The organism is Acinetobacter sp. NPDC052428, from assembly GCF_044547685.1.
Lineage (GTDB): Bacteria > Pseudomonadota > Gammaproteobacteria > Pseudomonadales > Moraxellaceae > Acinetobacter > Acinetobacter lwoffii_G.
Genome location: NZ_JBIUAT010000028.1, coordinates 1 through 14,173, shown reverse-complemented (window position 1 = coordinate 14,173; position 14,173 = coordinate 1). Strand labels below are relative to the sequence as shown.

The window sequence follows — 14,173 nt, the reverse complement described above, 5'->3', positions numbered from 1 at the left end:
GTATGTCAAGACTTGATATAAGTTTTTACACCATGCAGGGCTTTTGCTCTGCGATCTTAAAAATAGATTATTCTGTACAGATTCAATTTTTTGAACTGCACACCGTCATCTTTGTCGAGGCCGAACTCATGTCCCTGTTACGCCGTTGGTTTGATCCAATCCGATCGAGTTGGTTTTACCAGAAACCAATCCGTCAAACGGTGTTATCTATTCAAGATGGGCTGAGTATCCATTTAAGACTGGATGATGTGTACAGCTATCTGGCGGTACAGCAGCTGCCCCAGCTCGAAGAAATTTTAAGTCCGCAGCTCAAGCCGCTGAAAGTAATTATTTCTAGTTCGCATGCAGCCCCCCCAAATCAGATGTCTTTTGATGAATGGCAGCACTACACCCTAAATGATGCCAAGATTCTGTCGAAACAGCATCGTTTTAGTTTTCATGACACGCCAGAATTGCCCAGCGCTGAAGCCTTGCAACAGGCGGAACTGATTTTACGGCATACCCCGCTGCGCGGGCAGGATTTTCTGTATTTGCTGGAAGATGTGTTTCATATGTTGTGGCAAAAACAGACCGGAAAATTACGAACCCTTTATGCCATGGCCAGTCGTCATCATCAGCCACAGGACTTTCCCGAACGTATTTTTGACCAGACCCCGATTCTGGCCAGCTATTTTAATTTAGGCGGACGCCAGTATCAGGCAGTCGATGACCTGTTGCGTCTGACCCGGCGTCTGGAGCAGCAAAAACTGCTGACCGGTAATCCGATTTTTATGATCGATCACATTGAATGGCGTGAGCATCTGATCAGTGATGCTGAAGAGCTGAACGAGATCCAGTCGATGGATCCGGAACTGGACTTGTATATCGCGCTGGAAGATCCGATCTCCTGGCTTTTGCTGGCCTATATCAAGGAAGAACTGGCCGATTATTATAATATCCAGTTGAATGTCTATCCCTTGTCCTATCGTGGCCGGGATGAGTTTGACTGGAGTCTGGCCACACGTTTATCCAAACGGACGGACGTAGAATTTACCCCGTTTTGCCGACCGACCGAGCAGGCGATTGCGCCAATGGCACAGTTATTTTATAGCTGCCCCGAGGAACAGCGGATTGAGGCGATGTACCAGATCTTGCAGGCTGTCTGGACCCGTGGTGAAGACCTGTCTTATGTACCCCATTTCAAACATTTGCAGCAACAGTTAAATATTGTCGATTTGACCCAGGACGATATTCTGGCCAAGCTGCAGGACAATGATATGCTCTGTGAAATGAAGTCCCAGCCGAATTTCCCGGTACTGGAACTGCGCATAGATGATCAAAGTTATACATTTAATAGCTTATATCGGGTCTGGATGATTGAAAGTATTTTCAGTAATGTGTTAGAAGAAAAGTATAAGAGTAATAATCAAACTGAAAGTGAACTGAAAAAACATGGAAAAGATCAAAGCTGAATCACTAGAACATGCACGTCAACAGATCGATGCCATTGATACAGCTTTAGTTGAGCTGATCGCTGCGCGTCAATTTTATGTTGATCAAACCACCCGTTTCAAAAAAACTGAAACCGATTTGCAGTCACCAGAACGTATGGAACAGATTGTAGAAAATGTTAGGGCATTGGCGCAAAAGCAGGGCCTCGATCAGGAGTTTATTGAACATCTATACCGTGAAATGTTCCAATACTTTATTCAACGTGAACTGAAAGAGTTTCGTCCTTAAACAGGCTCATTTCAGTTCAACTACGCCGGACGATCTTCAAGCTATGCAGGAGATCTTGCTGTAGCCATGGCGATTTTTAAGCATAACATCGCCTTTTTGCAAAAATAATTTATCCATAAAAAGCCCATTCAGCCAATTGCCTAAAGCCTTGCCTGGACAGGCTTTGCACGGTTTTATAGAAATTGTAGTAAAAAAAAGAAATTGATTTTATTAAATATTTTTACAATGTAAGTTTGATTTAATTTAAAAAGTATATATATTGTATATACATCTTTTGCAAAGCAGTCTTTATTTTGGAGAGATAAGCAATGAGCGAGCAAATCAAAAAAATAAAGACAGGCAAGAAAGATGGACAACTTTTAATTCGTATTCAGAGTACGGAGCGTGATGAATTTATTCGTCTCTGCGAAGAACTGGATACTAGTGCTGCTCGTGAATTAAGAAAATTTATTCGTGGTTTTGTGAAACAACACAAGCCTAACGAATAGCCTTACTAGGGAGTAATACCATGGCTAAGCAAGTTAAATCTTTAAAGCAAGAAATCAAAGCACGTTTGAAAAAGATTTCAAAACATAAAGGCAAATTGAAGCAACTGAAGCAAGCGCTTAAAAAACAGAAATAAGCCAACGCGAATCAATTGCCAGTCACTTAAAACAGTTCATTCTAGACAGACTGTTTTAGGCTACAAAAAAGACCGAACATATATGTTCGGTCTTTTTGCTTGCAACAGGCTGTGCCCAGTCATCGCTGAATTTTATTTTTTATCGACCAGACTGAAGAACCAGTTTAAGAACAGGGCTGCAAACGTTGCCGTACCAATACCACCTAGATTGAAACTACCAAAAGTCAGGGCAAAATCACCCGTACCTAAAATAATGGTCACCGCAGCCACCATCAGGTTCTTGTTCTGCGAAAAATCGACCTTGTTCTCAATCCAGATTTTGGCACCAGCAATAGTAATCAAACCAAAGACTATAATCGAAGCACCGGTCAGAATCGCCGTTGGAATAGTATGAATCACCGCACCAAACTTAGGCGATAAACCCAGGAACACAGCAAAGACACCCGCGACTGCAAAGATGATGGTCGAGTAAACCCGTGTCACGGCCATTACACCAATGTTTTCACCATAGGTGGTCATACCCGGCGCACCCACACCACCGGCTAAAGTGGTTGCAATACCATCTGCTACAAAGGCTTTACCAATATGCGGATCCAGGTTTTCACCGGTCATCGCGCCTACGGCTTTAATATGGCCCAGATTTTCTGCCACCAGAATCAAGGCAACTGGTGCGATGATCAGCATGGCATTGACTTCAAAGGTCGGTGCATGGAAGGTCGGTAAACCGAACCAGGCTGCTTGCTGGATTGGCAGGAAATTAATCGCAGTGCCATAACCCATGACATTGCTGAGCATGAAATAGATCAGATAGGCCAGTAACAGACCGACCAATAATAGCAGGCGTTGCAGCAGGCCTTTGGTAAAGACGGCAATCGAGCCCATGCACATCACGGTAACGAGAGACATCCACATATTAAAGGTGTTGCCCATGACGCTTTTAACCGTGACTGGAGCAAGGTTCAGGCCAATGATCATCACCACGGCACCGGTCACTACCGGTGGCATCAGCTTTTCGATCCAGCGGGTGCCCGTCGCCATGACCAGAAAGCCCATCAGCGCATAGAAGATGCCACATGCGATAATCCCGCCTGCTGCAACGCCAATATTCGGATTCAGTCCGCCACCACCCGCATAACCAGTTGCTGCGATGACCACACCAATAAAGGCAAAGCTTGAACCTAGATAACTTGGAACCCGGCCACCGGTGATTAAAAAGAACAGGATGGTACAGATCCCTGACATTAAAATTGCCAGGTTTGGATCAAAGCCCATTAAAAAAGGTGCCAGTACGGTTGCGCCAAACATGGCAAAGGCATGCTGTACACCCAAAACTACCGTTTGTGCGGGTGGCAAATACTCTGCGGTACCTACTGGTCGTGCATCGATACTGCCCTCATACGGGCGCCATTTGGGAAACCAACTGGACATAAAATGAGCACTCAAAAGATAAATTGTGCACATCATACTCCGGTTTTTTGGAAGTTTTAATCACTCCTTTCAACTTTTTGTTCAAGTTAATTCATTGACTTTTATTTATTTTTTATCAATTGGTAAATATTTTTAATATAAAAGTAGCGTTAAATCAGTGGATTAATCATATAGCTATGCTTAAAATTCACTCATAAAGATTTGTTATTTTAGTTATAAAAAATACGATGCAGTGAGTGGTTTTGGCCAATTCATGTACAAAAAAAGCACATCACCAGGATGTGCTTTGAATGCGAGGGCGAAAAATCAGCCGGTATTACGTAAACCGGCTGCAATGCCGGCAATGCTGACCATTAAGGCATGATCGACCGGGGTATTTTCAGCCTGCTGCTGTTCCAGATATAAACGGCGACGTTTCATCAGTTCAGCTTGCAGTAAGTGCAGTGGTAACAAATAGGGTTTACGTACTTTCATCGACTGATCCAGTACACCGTTACTGCTCAGGAGTTTCGATTCGCCTTTTAAGCTCAACAGGGTTTGTACAGCATCCTGCAAACGCTGACGCAGTTCTGTTCCCAGAACTTTAAGATCTTCATCCTGAGTCAAATGCGATTCATAATATAGCGCCACATTGGCATCGGCTTTGGACAGTACCATTTCCAGCATATCAATCAGGGTCTGAAAATACGGCCACTCTGCCAGCATCTCATCCAGTACCGTGCGTTGTCCCTGATCCAGTACCGCATTTAATGCAGCACCGGTACCGAGCCAGGCCGGTAACATCAGGCGAATCTGGGTCCAGGCAAAGACCCAGGGAATCGCTCGCAGTGATTCAATCCCACCACTGACTTTACGTTTCGCCGGCCGTGAACCCAGTGGCAGCATTTGCAGTTCAAGTTCTGGCGTGACGGTACGCAGGTATTTCACAAAATGCGGATTTTCCCGGACGGTCTGGCGATAGACCTGCACCGATAGCTCGGTCATTTGATGCATCAAGTCGCGCCATTCCTGTTTGGGTTCAGGTGGCGGGAGTAAGGTCGCTTCCAGTGTTGCAGCGGTATAAATTTCCAGATTCTGCAGGGCGATTTCTTCCAGACCGAATTTGAAACGGATCATTTCGCCCTGTTCAGTCACCCGGATCGCACCTGAAATCGACCCTGGCGGTTGAGAGAAGAGTGCCTGCTGGGTTGGCGCACCGCCACGGCTAATTGAACCACCACGACCATGGAACAGGGTCAATTGCACGCCATGTTGCTGGGCGATCGCCGTCAATTCTTCTTGGGCACGATACTGTGCCCAGTTGGCCGACATAAAACCGGCATCCTTGGCAGAATCCGAATAACCAATCATCACTTCATGCTTGCCCTGAATATGCTGTTTGTACCAGTGCATATTGAACAGGGTCGACATGGTTGCGGCTGCACAATCTAGATCTTTCAGGGTTTCAAAGAGAGGGACAACCCGTAGCGCCTGCTTGATGCCGGCTTCTTTCTGTAGCAATAAAACCGCCAGCACATCACTTGGATATTCCGCCATCGAGATGATATAAGCACCCAGAGATTCGCTCGGTTGCTCGGCTAGCGTACGCATGGTGGCAAACACTTCCTGTACATCCGGATGTTCAATCAGGCTGCCTGCTGGCTCATTCAGATGTTTTGGCAGCAACGGACGTTTGCTTTGCAGCTCTTGCAGTAAAAAGTTTTGCCGTGCCTGTTCAGTCCAGGTTTCAAAATTCCCCAGTCCTAAATATTCGGTAATCGCAGAAATCGCCTGACGGTGACGACCCGATTCCTGACGGATATCCAGTTTTAGCAGTTCGATCCCAAAACTGTTTACCCGATAAATAAAGTCCAGCAGGCTGCCATTGGCAATTTCGGCCAGGTTGCAGTCCATCAGCGAACGGTAGCAGGTCAGGAGTGGCTGTAAAAGTTCGTCTTTACTTTTAATCACCAGACTGTCATCGGCATCATTGCCTTTTAATTTTTCTGCCAGCCAGTGTCGGGTCGCTTTCAGGCGGCTACGGGTATCACGTAAATATTCACGATAGGGTTCCGGATGATCCTGACCCAATGCCTCGGAGATTTCCGTACTACATTGCTGAATGGAGAGTTCCCAGCGCAGGTTCTCAATATCGCGTAAATACAGATCGGCAGCTTTCCAGCGTGACAGCCACAACACTTCTTGCGTCACATTGTGGGTGACATTCGGGTTGCCATCGCGGTCACCACCCATCCAGGAAGCAAAACGTACCGGTGCAATATCTAAGGGCAAGTTCTGGCCGCATTGTTGTTCGACCATGCCATTTAATTCCCGGATAAATTTCGGAACCGCATTCCACAAGGTCTGTTCAATGGTCGTAAAACCCCATTTGGCTTCATCGATCGGGGTCGGGCGATGCTGACGAATTTCATCGGTTTGCCAGGCCGAGCTAATCAGCTGTTTCAGATCTGCCAACACCGCCTGACGTTCACGCGGCGTGAGTTTCTGCTGGTCGAATTTGGACAGGGCATTATTGATACCATCATATTTTTGGATCAGGGTGCGGCGGCTGACTTCTGTCGGATGCGCGGTCAGGACCAGTTCAATTTTTAATTCACAAATTTGCTGGTATAGCGTGTCGGCAGAAATCTCCTGCTGTTTAAATTTTTCAAATAACGGTACCAGAGGATTGGGCGATTCTGCAGTGTCATCAAACTCGCTCTGACGGCGACGACGTACCACATGATATTGTTCGGCAATATTGGCAAAGTTTAAAAAGTGGGTAAAGGCGCGGGTCAGCGGCAGGATTTCGGCATCTTCCAGACTCAAAAACAGTTGTTCCAGTTGTTTTTCTGCTTCGACCTGTCCATCGCGAGCGCCTTTGGACAGGGCACGGATCTGCTCGATCTGATTAAACAAATCCTGCCCGGCATGTAATTTTAAGGTTTCCCCAAGCAAATTACCCAGTAAGCGTACGTCTTCGCGTAGTGGTGCATCAATCTGTTGAATCATTTTTTATTCCCTCACATGCATGCTTTGACTATACCGCGACTGCATGACAATCCAAGTCCCCTAGAGACAAAAGTTGCAGAGCATTGGCTGCTTTTTTAGCAACTTTTAGGCCACATACGGTTATCGGCGATCAGTCCGAAGGAAAGGAGTTAATCCGGCAGGGCATATTTCAGCATAAACAGTTCAATGGCCTCGTTAATGATCTGTTGCTGTTCTTCGCTTGAAGGGGGAAGGCTGAGACCCAGCAGGATTTTCTGATGACGGGTTCCGGTCAGCAGGGATACGATCAGCTCGGTCTGTTTTTCTGGAAGATCAACCTGAATAAAGCGGTACTGCTGGGCCAGGGTAAAAAAATCATTCCAGACTGCATCCAGTTTGCTATGTGAGGCCTGATAAAACTGTTCTGCCAGAGGACTTTGCTGCGAGGCCAGTTCCATCAGTAGCAGGTCCAGCTTGATCGCTTCCGGTAGATGAATAATATTTAAAGCGCGCTGACAGGCCTGATAAAACTCCTGCGCAAAGTCACTGCTTGGCTGCAAAAGCTGAGGATGTTCATGCAGAATGGCTTCACAGGTATCTTCAATGGCACAGCTGAACAGCGTCGCTTTGTCCTGGAAATGGTTATACACCGTCAGTTTGCTCACCCCGGCTTCACGGGCAATCTGGTTCATGCTGGAGGCATGATAACCATGCGCTAAAAATAGCGCTTTGGCCGCGCTCAGGATGCGTTGGCGTTTCTCCAGATCTTTCGGTCGTCCTACAGGTATTTGCACAATTTCTTCCAAAAAAAGTCAACTTGGTCATTGCTTTGAGGGTTCTGTTGTAATTAGTGTGCCGGGTGGTATATTAATTAAAAAATAAGCAATTCAATATATCAGCATAGTTTGCCCGAAAAAAGATGATCAGATAAGAGCGAATAAGATGAGCAGGATTTACAGCGTGTTGGCTGGCATGGTGGTGCTTTGCAGCGTGACCTTAACCGGGTGCAGCAAAGATACTGCTGCAGCAGAACAGGAAGTTCCCTTTGTCATGGTGGCCACACCCACCACTTCACAGCATGAATTAAAAAGTTATGCCGGTGATGTGCAGGCGCGCCAGCAAACGGCGCTGGCCTTTCGGGTCGCTGGACAGGTGACCCAGCGCTTCGCCGATGTGGGTGACCAGGTCAAAGTCGGGCAAGTCCTGGCAACTCTGGATGTCAAAGATGCCCAGCTGCAGCTGAATGCAGCACGTGCCCAGCTGGAAAGCGCGCAGTCTGCCACTAAGATTGCTCAGGATGAATTACAACGTTTCAAGCAGTTATTGCCATCCAATGCCGTGAGCCGCTCACAATATGACGCGATCGAAAACCAGTACAAGACCGCCCTGTCAAATCTGAAGCAGGCACAATCCAATTATGATACCGCTAAAAACCAGACTGCTTATAATCAGCTGATTGCCACCAGAAACGGCGTAATCACTGCACGCAATATTGAAACAGGTCAGGTGGTCGCTGCCGGGCAGGCGGCGTATGAACTGGCAATTGCCGGCGAGCGTGAAGTGGTGATTGGGGTGCCGGAACAGGCAATTGCTGAAATTAGGGTGGGGCAAGCGGCCCTAGTCACCTTATGGTCCAAACCTGAAGAAAAATTTGCCGCCATTGTCCGCGAGATTTCACCGGCAGCGGACCAGTCGCGTACCTTCAGGGTTAAAGTTTCCTTACGTGAAGGCAATGGCCAGATCCAGCTGGGACAAAGTGCCCGGGTGTTTTTTCAGCACAGCCGCGACAATATGCTCAGTGTGCCGCTATCCAGTGTCTCGGCAACGGATCAGCAGGCTTATGTCATGGTGGTGCAGCCCGATCATACCTTACGTAAAGTCCCGGTCCAGCTCGGTGCCTATGGCCGGGACAGTGTTCCTGTACTCAGTGGGCTCAAGCCGGAAGACTATGTGGTGATTGGTGGCGTACATCTGCTGCGTAACCAGCAAAAAATCAATCCGATTGATCGTGAAAACCATCGTGTGACCATTCAGGCAGGGAGTTAAGCATGAACTTTAACCTGTCGGAATGGGCTTTAAAAAATAAAGGTCTGGTGCTGTATTTCATGATCCTGCTCGGTCTGATCGGCATCGTCTCTTATTCCAAACTGTCACAAAGTGAAGATCCACCTTTTACCTTTAAAGTCATGGTAATCCAGACCTATTGGCCGGGTGCCAGTGCCAAAGAAATCTCCCTGCAGGTCACTGACCGGATTGAAAAGGAACTGATGACCACGGGACAGTATGAGCGCATCATGGCCTATTCGCGTCCGGGTGAATCCATGGTGACTTTTGTTGCCAAGGATTCCCTGGCTTCGAAAGATGTCGCTGATGTCTGGTATAACGTGCGCAAGAAGGTGGGCGATATCCGGCATGAATTGCCACAAGGGGTACAAGGGCCGTTCTTTAATGATGAATTCGGCGATACCTTTGGCAATATTTATGTGCTCAAGGGTAAAGATTTTGACTATGCGACCCTCAAGGAATACGCCGACCGCTTACAGCTGCAACTGCAACGGGTCAAAGATGTTGCCAAAGTTGAGCTGATTGGCCTACAAGACCAGAAAATCTGGATTGAGATTTCCAATACCAAGGCCATTCAGCTGGGCGTTCCAGTCATGGCGATTCAGCAAGCCCTGCAGCAGCAAAATGCCACCACCCAGTCCGGTTTTTTTGAAACCGGTTCAGACCGGATTCAGGTGCGGGTCAGTGGTGCATTAAACAGTGTTGAAGAATTAAGACAGATGCCGCTGCTGGTCAATGGCAAAACTATTCAGCTGGGAGATGTCGCAGAAGTCTATCGAGGCTTTAGTGATCCGGCACAGCCCCGGATGCGCTTTATGGGCGAAAACGGCATTGGTATTGCTGTATCGATGCGCAAGGGTGGGGACATCATTGCCTTGGGTAAAAATCTGGAACAGGAATTCGCCCGCCTGCAAAAAGCCCTGCCACTCGGCATGGAGCTGCAAAAAGTCTCCGATCAGCCGGTGGCAGTCAAACGCAGTATTAACGAATTTATGAAAGTGCTAGCAGAAGCGGTGATTATCGTATTGCTGGTCAGTTTTTTCTCGCTCGGTTTCCGGACTGGTCTGGTGGTGGCATTTTCCATTCCGCTAGTGCTGGCCATGACCTTTGCCGGTATGCAGCTGTTTGATGTCGGACTGCATAAAATTTCTTTGGGAGCGCTGATTCTGGCCCTGGGTCTTTTGGTCGATGATGCCATTATCGCGATTGAAATGATGGCGATTAAAATGGAGCAGGGTTATAGCCGTTTACAGGCAGCCGGGCATGCCTGGCGCACCACGGCTTTTCCGATGCTGACCGGCACCCTGATTACCGCTGCTGGTTTCCTGCCGATCGCCACTGCAGCATCGAGTACCGGGGAATATACCCGTTCGATTTTCCAGGTGGTGACCATTGCATTGCTGGTGTCCTGGATTGCCGCGGTACTGTTTGTGCCATATTTAGGCGATAAACTTCTGCCGGATTTCAACAAGGATTTAATTCAAAAAGCGCCGTGGTACCAGCGTCTCTGGGCACGTCTGCGCAAACAGCCAGAACCTCAGCCGATTGTGCATCACGCCGGTAAACATTATGACCCCTATCAAACCCGGTTTTATCGGGGTTTTCGCCGTTGGGTCGATGCCTGTGTGACCTATCGTAAAACTGTCATTGCTGCCACGGTCGGAATTTTTATTCTGTCTATTTTAATGTTTAAGCTGGTGCCGCAGCAGTTTTTCCCGCCCTCGAACCGGGCTGAAATTCTGGTGGATCTCAAACTTGAAGAAGGTGCATCACTGAAGGCCACTGAAGCTGCAGTAAAAAAAGTCGAAGCCTTTTTATCAAAACAAGAGGGCATTGATAACTATGTGGCTTATGTTGGGATGGGATCGCCGCGTTTCTATTTACCGCTCGATCAGCAGCTGCCGCAAACCAGCTTTGCCCAGTTTGTGGTATTGGCTTCCTCGCTGGAAGACCGCAATGAAATCCGCAAATCCTTAAGTGACCAGATTCGAAAGTTATTGCCAGAAGTGCGTACCAGGGTGTCCTTGCTGGAAAATGGCCCACCTGTGGGCTATCCACTACAATTCCGGGTGTCGGGTGAAGACTTAGGATTAGTCCGTGAATGGGCGCAGAAAGTTGCAGCCACCGTGGGAGAAAATCCGAATACCACCAATGTACATCTGGACTGGGGCGAGCCGAGCAAAGTCATCAAATTGCAGATTGATCAGGATCGTGCCCGTCAGTTGGGGGTGAGCAGCAGTGAACTGGCCAATGTACTCAACAGCTCGATTTTGGGGGCCGGCATTGATCAGTATCGGGAAAAACGTGAACTGATTGAAATCCGTTTACGTGGTGCTCAGGCTGAACGGGTGGAGGTAGCATCTTTAGCCAGTCTGGCTGTGCCGACCGCAACCGGTACATCGGTACCTTTGGCGCAGCTGGCCAAGATTGAATACAGCTTTGAAGAAGGCCTGATCTGGCATCGTAATCGCTTGCCGACCATTACCGTGCGTGCCGACATTCGTAGCAAACTGCAGCCCGCTACTGTGGTCAATGAACTCAAAGAGCCATTGGAAAAAATCCGGGCAGAGCTGCCGAATGGCTATCTGCTGCAAGTGGGCGGGACGGTGGAAGAATCGGCTCGTGGGCAGAACTCGGTCAATGCCGGCATGCCTTTATTCCTGGCGGTGGTGATGACCCTGTTAATGATTCAGCTCAAGAGCATCTCACGGGCCTTTATTGTATTCCTGACCGCACCTTTAGGCATTATCGGGGTGGTGTTATTCCTGTTACTTTTCAATAAACCTTTTGGTTTTGTGGCCATGCTCGGGACGATTGCGCTTTCTGGAATGATCATGCGAAATTCCCTGATTCTGATTGACCAGATCGAGCAGGATATTCAGGCCGGAGAATCCCCATGGGATGCCATTATCAATGCCACAGTCCGCCGTTGTCGCCCGATTGTCTTGACCGCATTGGCCGCTGTTTTAGCCATGATTCCCTTGTCCCGCAGTATTTTTTTCGGGCCGATGGCAGTGGCCATTATGGGTGGTTTAATTGTGGCGACACTTCTGACCCTGTTTTTCCTGCCTGCCTTATATGCACAATGGTTTAAAGTGAAAAAAAGTTTAAATTCTGTTTAAAATTGTCATAATTTCAGGTGCGAAATATTGAAATTTTCAATATAGTAGCAGCTGAGATTTTTATAATTCAAAAAATAAAAAATTGCTGTTTTGGCCTTACTGCCAGGGCAGTAATGAGGTTGAACCAGACATGACTCCAGTGACATTAACCAAGATGCGACGTTCCGTAGCCGTGGCCTATGTCTTCATGTTTTTGGCCTTATTTACCCTGTTTAGTGGACTATTGGCCTACTGGTTCGCACGTAAAGTCGCTCAAGTTGATTATGCCGAGGTCTGGTTGCAGGCACAGGCATTGTGGATCATGCGTAATATCGTGATTTATACCATTTTGGCGATTTTCGCTGCGCTGTGGTTTATTCCACTGTTTTTCTTTGCCTGGGACAGCCAGTTATGGGTCAAAGCCTGTGTGGTGACCGGGGTGATTTTCAGCTTTATTGCCTTTATTTTCTTGATCAATGCCTGGTTTAAAGGCATCCATAAATTCTCTCAAAACAAAGCTGTGTTCTAAAGCGCATAATTTTTTTCATATTTCCCCTTGTAAAACTCGGTTTCACCCCAATTTCAGACCTCAGTTGAATATTAAACAAAATTCCGTGAGGAGCATCGCCAGACATGGCTAAACGTGATTATTATGAGGTTTTGGGCGTCGCTAAAACCGCTAGTGATGATGAAATCAAAAAAGCCTACCGTAAGTTGGCGATGAAATATCATCCAGACCGTAACCCGGACAATGCTGAAGCTGAAGAGAAATTCAAAGAAGCAGCAGAAGCTTATGAAGTGCTCTCTGATGGTGAAAAGCGCAGCATGTACGACCGTATGGGACATCAGGCCTTTGAAGGTGGTATGGGCGGCGGTGGCGGCTTCGGCGGTGGTTTCAGCGCAGAAGACATTTTCAGCCAGTTCGGTGATATTTTCGGTGGTGCTTTTGGTGGCGGTGGTGGTCGTGGCCAGCAACGCGCACGCCGTGGTTCTGACTTACGCTATGTGATGGAACTGACCCTGGAAGAAGCGGTCAAAGGCGTCAAGAAAACTATTACCTTTACTGCGCCGGCACCGTGTGATGCCTGTGATGGTAAAGGTTCAAAAAATCCAAACGATGTAGAAACCTGCCGTACCTGTCATGGTGCCGGTCAAGTGCGCATGCAGCAAGGTTTCTTCTCGGTACAGCAAACCTGTAGCACCTGTCGCGGTCAGGGCAAGATCATCAAGAACCCATGTAATAAATGTCATGGTTCAGGTGTGTCGGATCGTCAGCAAACTCTGGAAGTCACTATTCCTGCGGGTGTGGATAATGGCGACCGCGTTCGCTTGACCGGTAAGGGTGAAGCAATCCGTGATGGTCAGTCAGGTGACTTGTACGTAGAAGTGGTGGTGCGTGAGCATGAAATCTTCCAGCGTGATGGCGCTGACCTGTATATGGATGTGCCGGTATCAATTGCTGATGCAGCCTTAGGTAAGGAAGTTCAGATTCCTACGCTGGATGGCCGTGTTAGTCTGAAAATTCCGGAAGGTACGCAAACAGGTAAACTGTTCCGCTTACGTGGTAAGGGTGTTAAACCGGTACGTACCAGCATGCAAGGTGACTTGTTGTGCCGTATTGTGGTAGAAACTCCAGTAAATTTAAGTGCACGTCAACGTGAACTGTTGAAAGAACTGCAAGAAACCATGGATGGTGAAGACAGCAAATCATCGCCAAAGAAAAAATCATTCTTTGATCGTTTGTTTGATTAATTGAGTGAAAGTAAAAAAGGACGCTGAGGCGCATTGCTGTCCCACAATTTTTCACAAGAGGAAGCTCATTTGAGCTTCCTCTTGTTTTATGGGTATTTTATCGGGTGAAAATAAAGCTTTTAAAGTTCTTCTTTCAAACAAATTCACTTGAATTATTCTGAGTAAACGTTGAACTGTCCAACCTGTTTTCCCTAAATGTTGAGCGAAACTCACCAATAAATAGGCGATCATCGCAATCCAGATTTGTGTCTGAATTGCGTTCCTGCTGCGGCCTAGAAACGCTTTTAATTTGAGATTCTGCTTAATCGCCTTAAAGAACAGCTCAACTTTCCAACGATCTTTATAAATCGCCGCAATGGTGGAGGCGGCTAAATGAAAGTTATTGCTGAGAAAGCTAAAGTGCTTGCCACTTTGCTGATCTCTATAGTCAAATCATTATAAAACCAATACAATGGTGCAATGAGTTATTCAGAACATTTTAGACGTAAAATTTTAGCTAAGCTTGAGGAAGGTTATT

The 14,173-nt window shown here is 47.3% G+C and carries 10 protein-coding genes and 1 pseudogene; 7 read left to right on the top strand and 4 right to left on the bottom strand.

Features of this window, described 5'->3' with window-relative positions; translation table 11 throughout:
- The first annotated feature begins 128 nt into the window (after positions 1-128).
- The 3 genes from ACIG3F_RS12800 to ACIG3F_RS12790 all read left to right on the top strand — a co-directional run bounded on the left by ACIG3F_RS12800 (position 129) and on the right by ACIG3F_RS12790 (position 2,207).
- Entirely contained in the window at positions 129-1,451 is a 1,323-nt protein-coding gene (locus ACIG3F_RS12800; protein WP_396470226.1) for a hypothetical protein, read from the top strand.
- A complete protein-coding gene (locus ACIG3F_RS12795; RefSeq protein ID WP_004647685.1) occupies positions 1,432-1,719 on the top strand; it encodes a chorismate mutase in 288 nt (95 codons plus the stop codon). The genes ACIG3F_RS12800 and ACIG3F_RS12795 overlap by 20 nt, the downstream gene beginning before the upstream one ends.
- 308 nt (positions 1,720-2,027) lie before the next feature.
- Positions 2,028-2,207 carry a hypothetical protein gene (locus tag ACIG3F_RS12790; RefSeq protein ID WP_004280844.1) on the top strand — a complete coding sequence of 60 codons (180 nt, stop codon included), beginning with the start codon at positions 2,028-2,030 and terminating at the stop codon, positions 2,205-2,207.
- A 266-nt stretch (positions 2,208-2,473) separates the two neighbouring features.
- Here ACIG3F_RS12790 and ACIG3F_RS12785 read toward each other — a convergent pair whose 3' ends face one another.
- The 3 genes from ACIG3F_RS12785 to ACIG3F_RS12775 all read right to left on the bottom strand — a co-directional run bounded on the left by ACIG3F_RS12785 (position 2,474) and on the right by ACIG3F_RS12775 (position 7,533).
- Positions 2,474-3,769: a solute carrier family 23 protein gene (locus ACIG3F_RS12785; protein WP_004647682.1), complete on the bottom strand. Its 1,296-nt coding sequence runs from the start codon at positions 3,767-3,769 to the stop codon at positions 2,474-2,476.
- Between the two features lie 306 nt (positions 3,770-4,075).
- Entirely contained in the window at positions 4,076-6,760 is a 2,685-nt protein-coding gene (ppc, locus tag ACIG3F_RS12780; RefSeq protein WP_396470217.1) for a phosphoenolpyruvate carboxylase, read from the bottom strand.
- A gap of 149 nt (positions 6,761-6,909) precedes the next feature.
- Positions 6,910-7,533 carry a TetR/AcrR family transcriptional regulator gene (locus tag ACIG3F_RS12775; protein WP_396470215.1) on the bottom strand — a complete coding sequence of 208 codons (624 nt, stop codon included), beginning with the start codon at positions 7,531-7,533 and terminating at the stop codon, positions 6,910-6,912.
- A 148-nt stretch (positions 7,534-7,681) separates the two neighbouring features.
- On the opposite strand from ACIG3F_RS12775, the gene ACIG3F_RS12770 reads away from it, so the two are divergent.
- The 4 genes from ACIG3F_RS12770 to dnaJ all read left to right on the top strand — a co-directional run bounded on the left by ACIG3F_RS12770 (position 7,682) and on the right by dnaJ (position 13,656).
- Positions 7,682-8,785 carry an efflux RND transporter periplasmic adaptor subunit gene (locus tag ACIG3F_RS12770; RefSeq protein ID WP_396470214.1) on the top strand — a complete coding sequence of 368 codons (1,104 nt, stop codon included), beginning with the start codon at positions 7,682-7,684 and terminating at the stop codon, positions 8,783-8,785.
- Positions 8,786-8,787: 2 nt separating this feature from the next.
- On the top strand, positions 8,788-11,925 hold the full coding sequence (locus tag ACIG3F_RS12765; RefSeq protein WP_396470213.1) for an efflux RND transporter permease subunit: 3,138 nt from the start codon (positions 8,788-8,790) through the stop codon (positions 11,923-11,925).
- A 130-nt stretch (positions 11,926-12,055) separates the two neighbouring features.
- Complete coding sequence (locus ACIG3F_RS12760; protein ID WP_121979984.1) at positions 12,056-12,433, top strand: hypothetical protein; 378 nt, start codon at positions 12,056-12,058, stop codon at positions 12,431-12,433.
- Positions 12,434-12,537: 104 nt separating this feature from the next.
- On the top strand, positions 12,538-13,656 hold the full coding sequence (dnaJ, locus tag ACIG3F_RS12755) for a molecular chaperone DnaJ (RefSeq protein WP_005104999.1): 1,119 nt from the start codon (positions 12,538-12,540) through the stop codon (positions 13,654-13,656).
- 51 nt (positions 13,657-13,707) lie between these two features.
- On the opposite strand, the pseudogene ACIG3F_RS12750 reads toward dnaJ, so the two are convergent.
- Positions 13,708-14,082, bottom strand: a pseudogene (locus ACIG3F_RS12750) (transposase); the annotation flags it as partial.
- Between the last annotated feature and the right edge of the window lie 91 nt (positions 14,083-14,173).

Excerpts from the sequence above, each read along its gene's own strand:
- ACIG3F_RS12800 (WP_396470226.1), top strand. The coding sequence starts at position 129 with ATGTCCCTGTTACGCCGTTGGTTTGATCCAATCCGATCGAGTTGGTTT.
- ACIG3F_RS12795 (WP_004647685.1), top strand. The coding sequence starts at position 1,432 with ATGGAAAAGATCAAAGCTGAATCACTAGAACATGCACGTCAACAGATC.
- ACIG3F_RS12790 (WP_004280844.1), top strand. The coding sequence starts at position 2,028 with ATGAGCGAGCAAATCAAAAAAATAAAGACAGGCAAGAAAGATGGACAA.
- ACIG3F_RS12785 (WP_004647682.1), bottom strand. The coding sequence starts at position 3,769 with ATGTCCAGTTGGTTTCCCAAATGGCGCCCGTATGAGGGCAGTATCGAT.
- ppc (WP_396470217.1), bottom strand. The coding sequence starts at position 6,760 with ATGATTCAACAGATTGATGCACCACTACGCGAAGACGTACGCTTACTG.
- ACIG3F_RS12770 (WP_396470214.1), top strand. The coding sequence starts at position 7,682 with ATGAGCAGGATTTACAGCGTGTTGGCTGGCATGGTGGTGCTTTGCAGC.
- ACIG3F_RS12765 (WP_396470213.1), top strand. The coding sequence starts at position 8,788 with ATGAACTTTAACCTGTCGGAATGGGCTTTAAAAAATAAAGGTCTGGTG.
- ACIG3F_RS12760 (WP_121979984.1), top strand. The coding sequence starts at position 12,056 with ATGACTCCAGTGACATTAACCAAGATGCGACGTTCCGTAGCCGTGGCC.
- dnaJ (WP_005104999.1), top strand. The coding sequence starts at position 12,538 with ATGGCTAAACGTGATTATTATGAGGTTTTGGGCGTCGCTAAAACCGCT.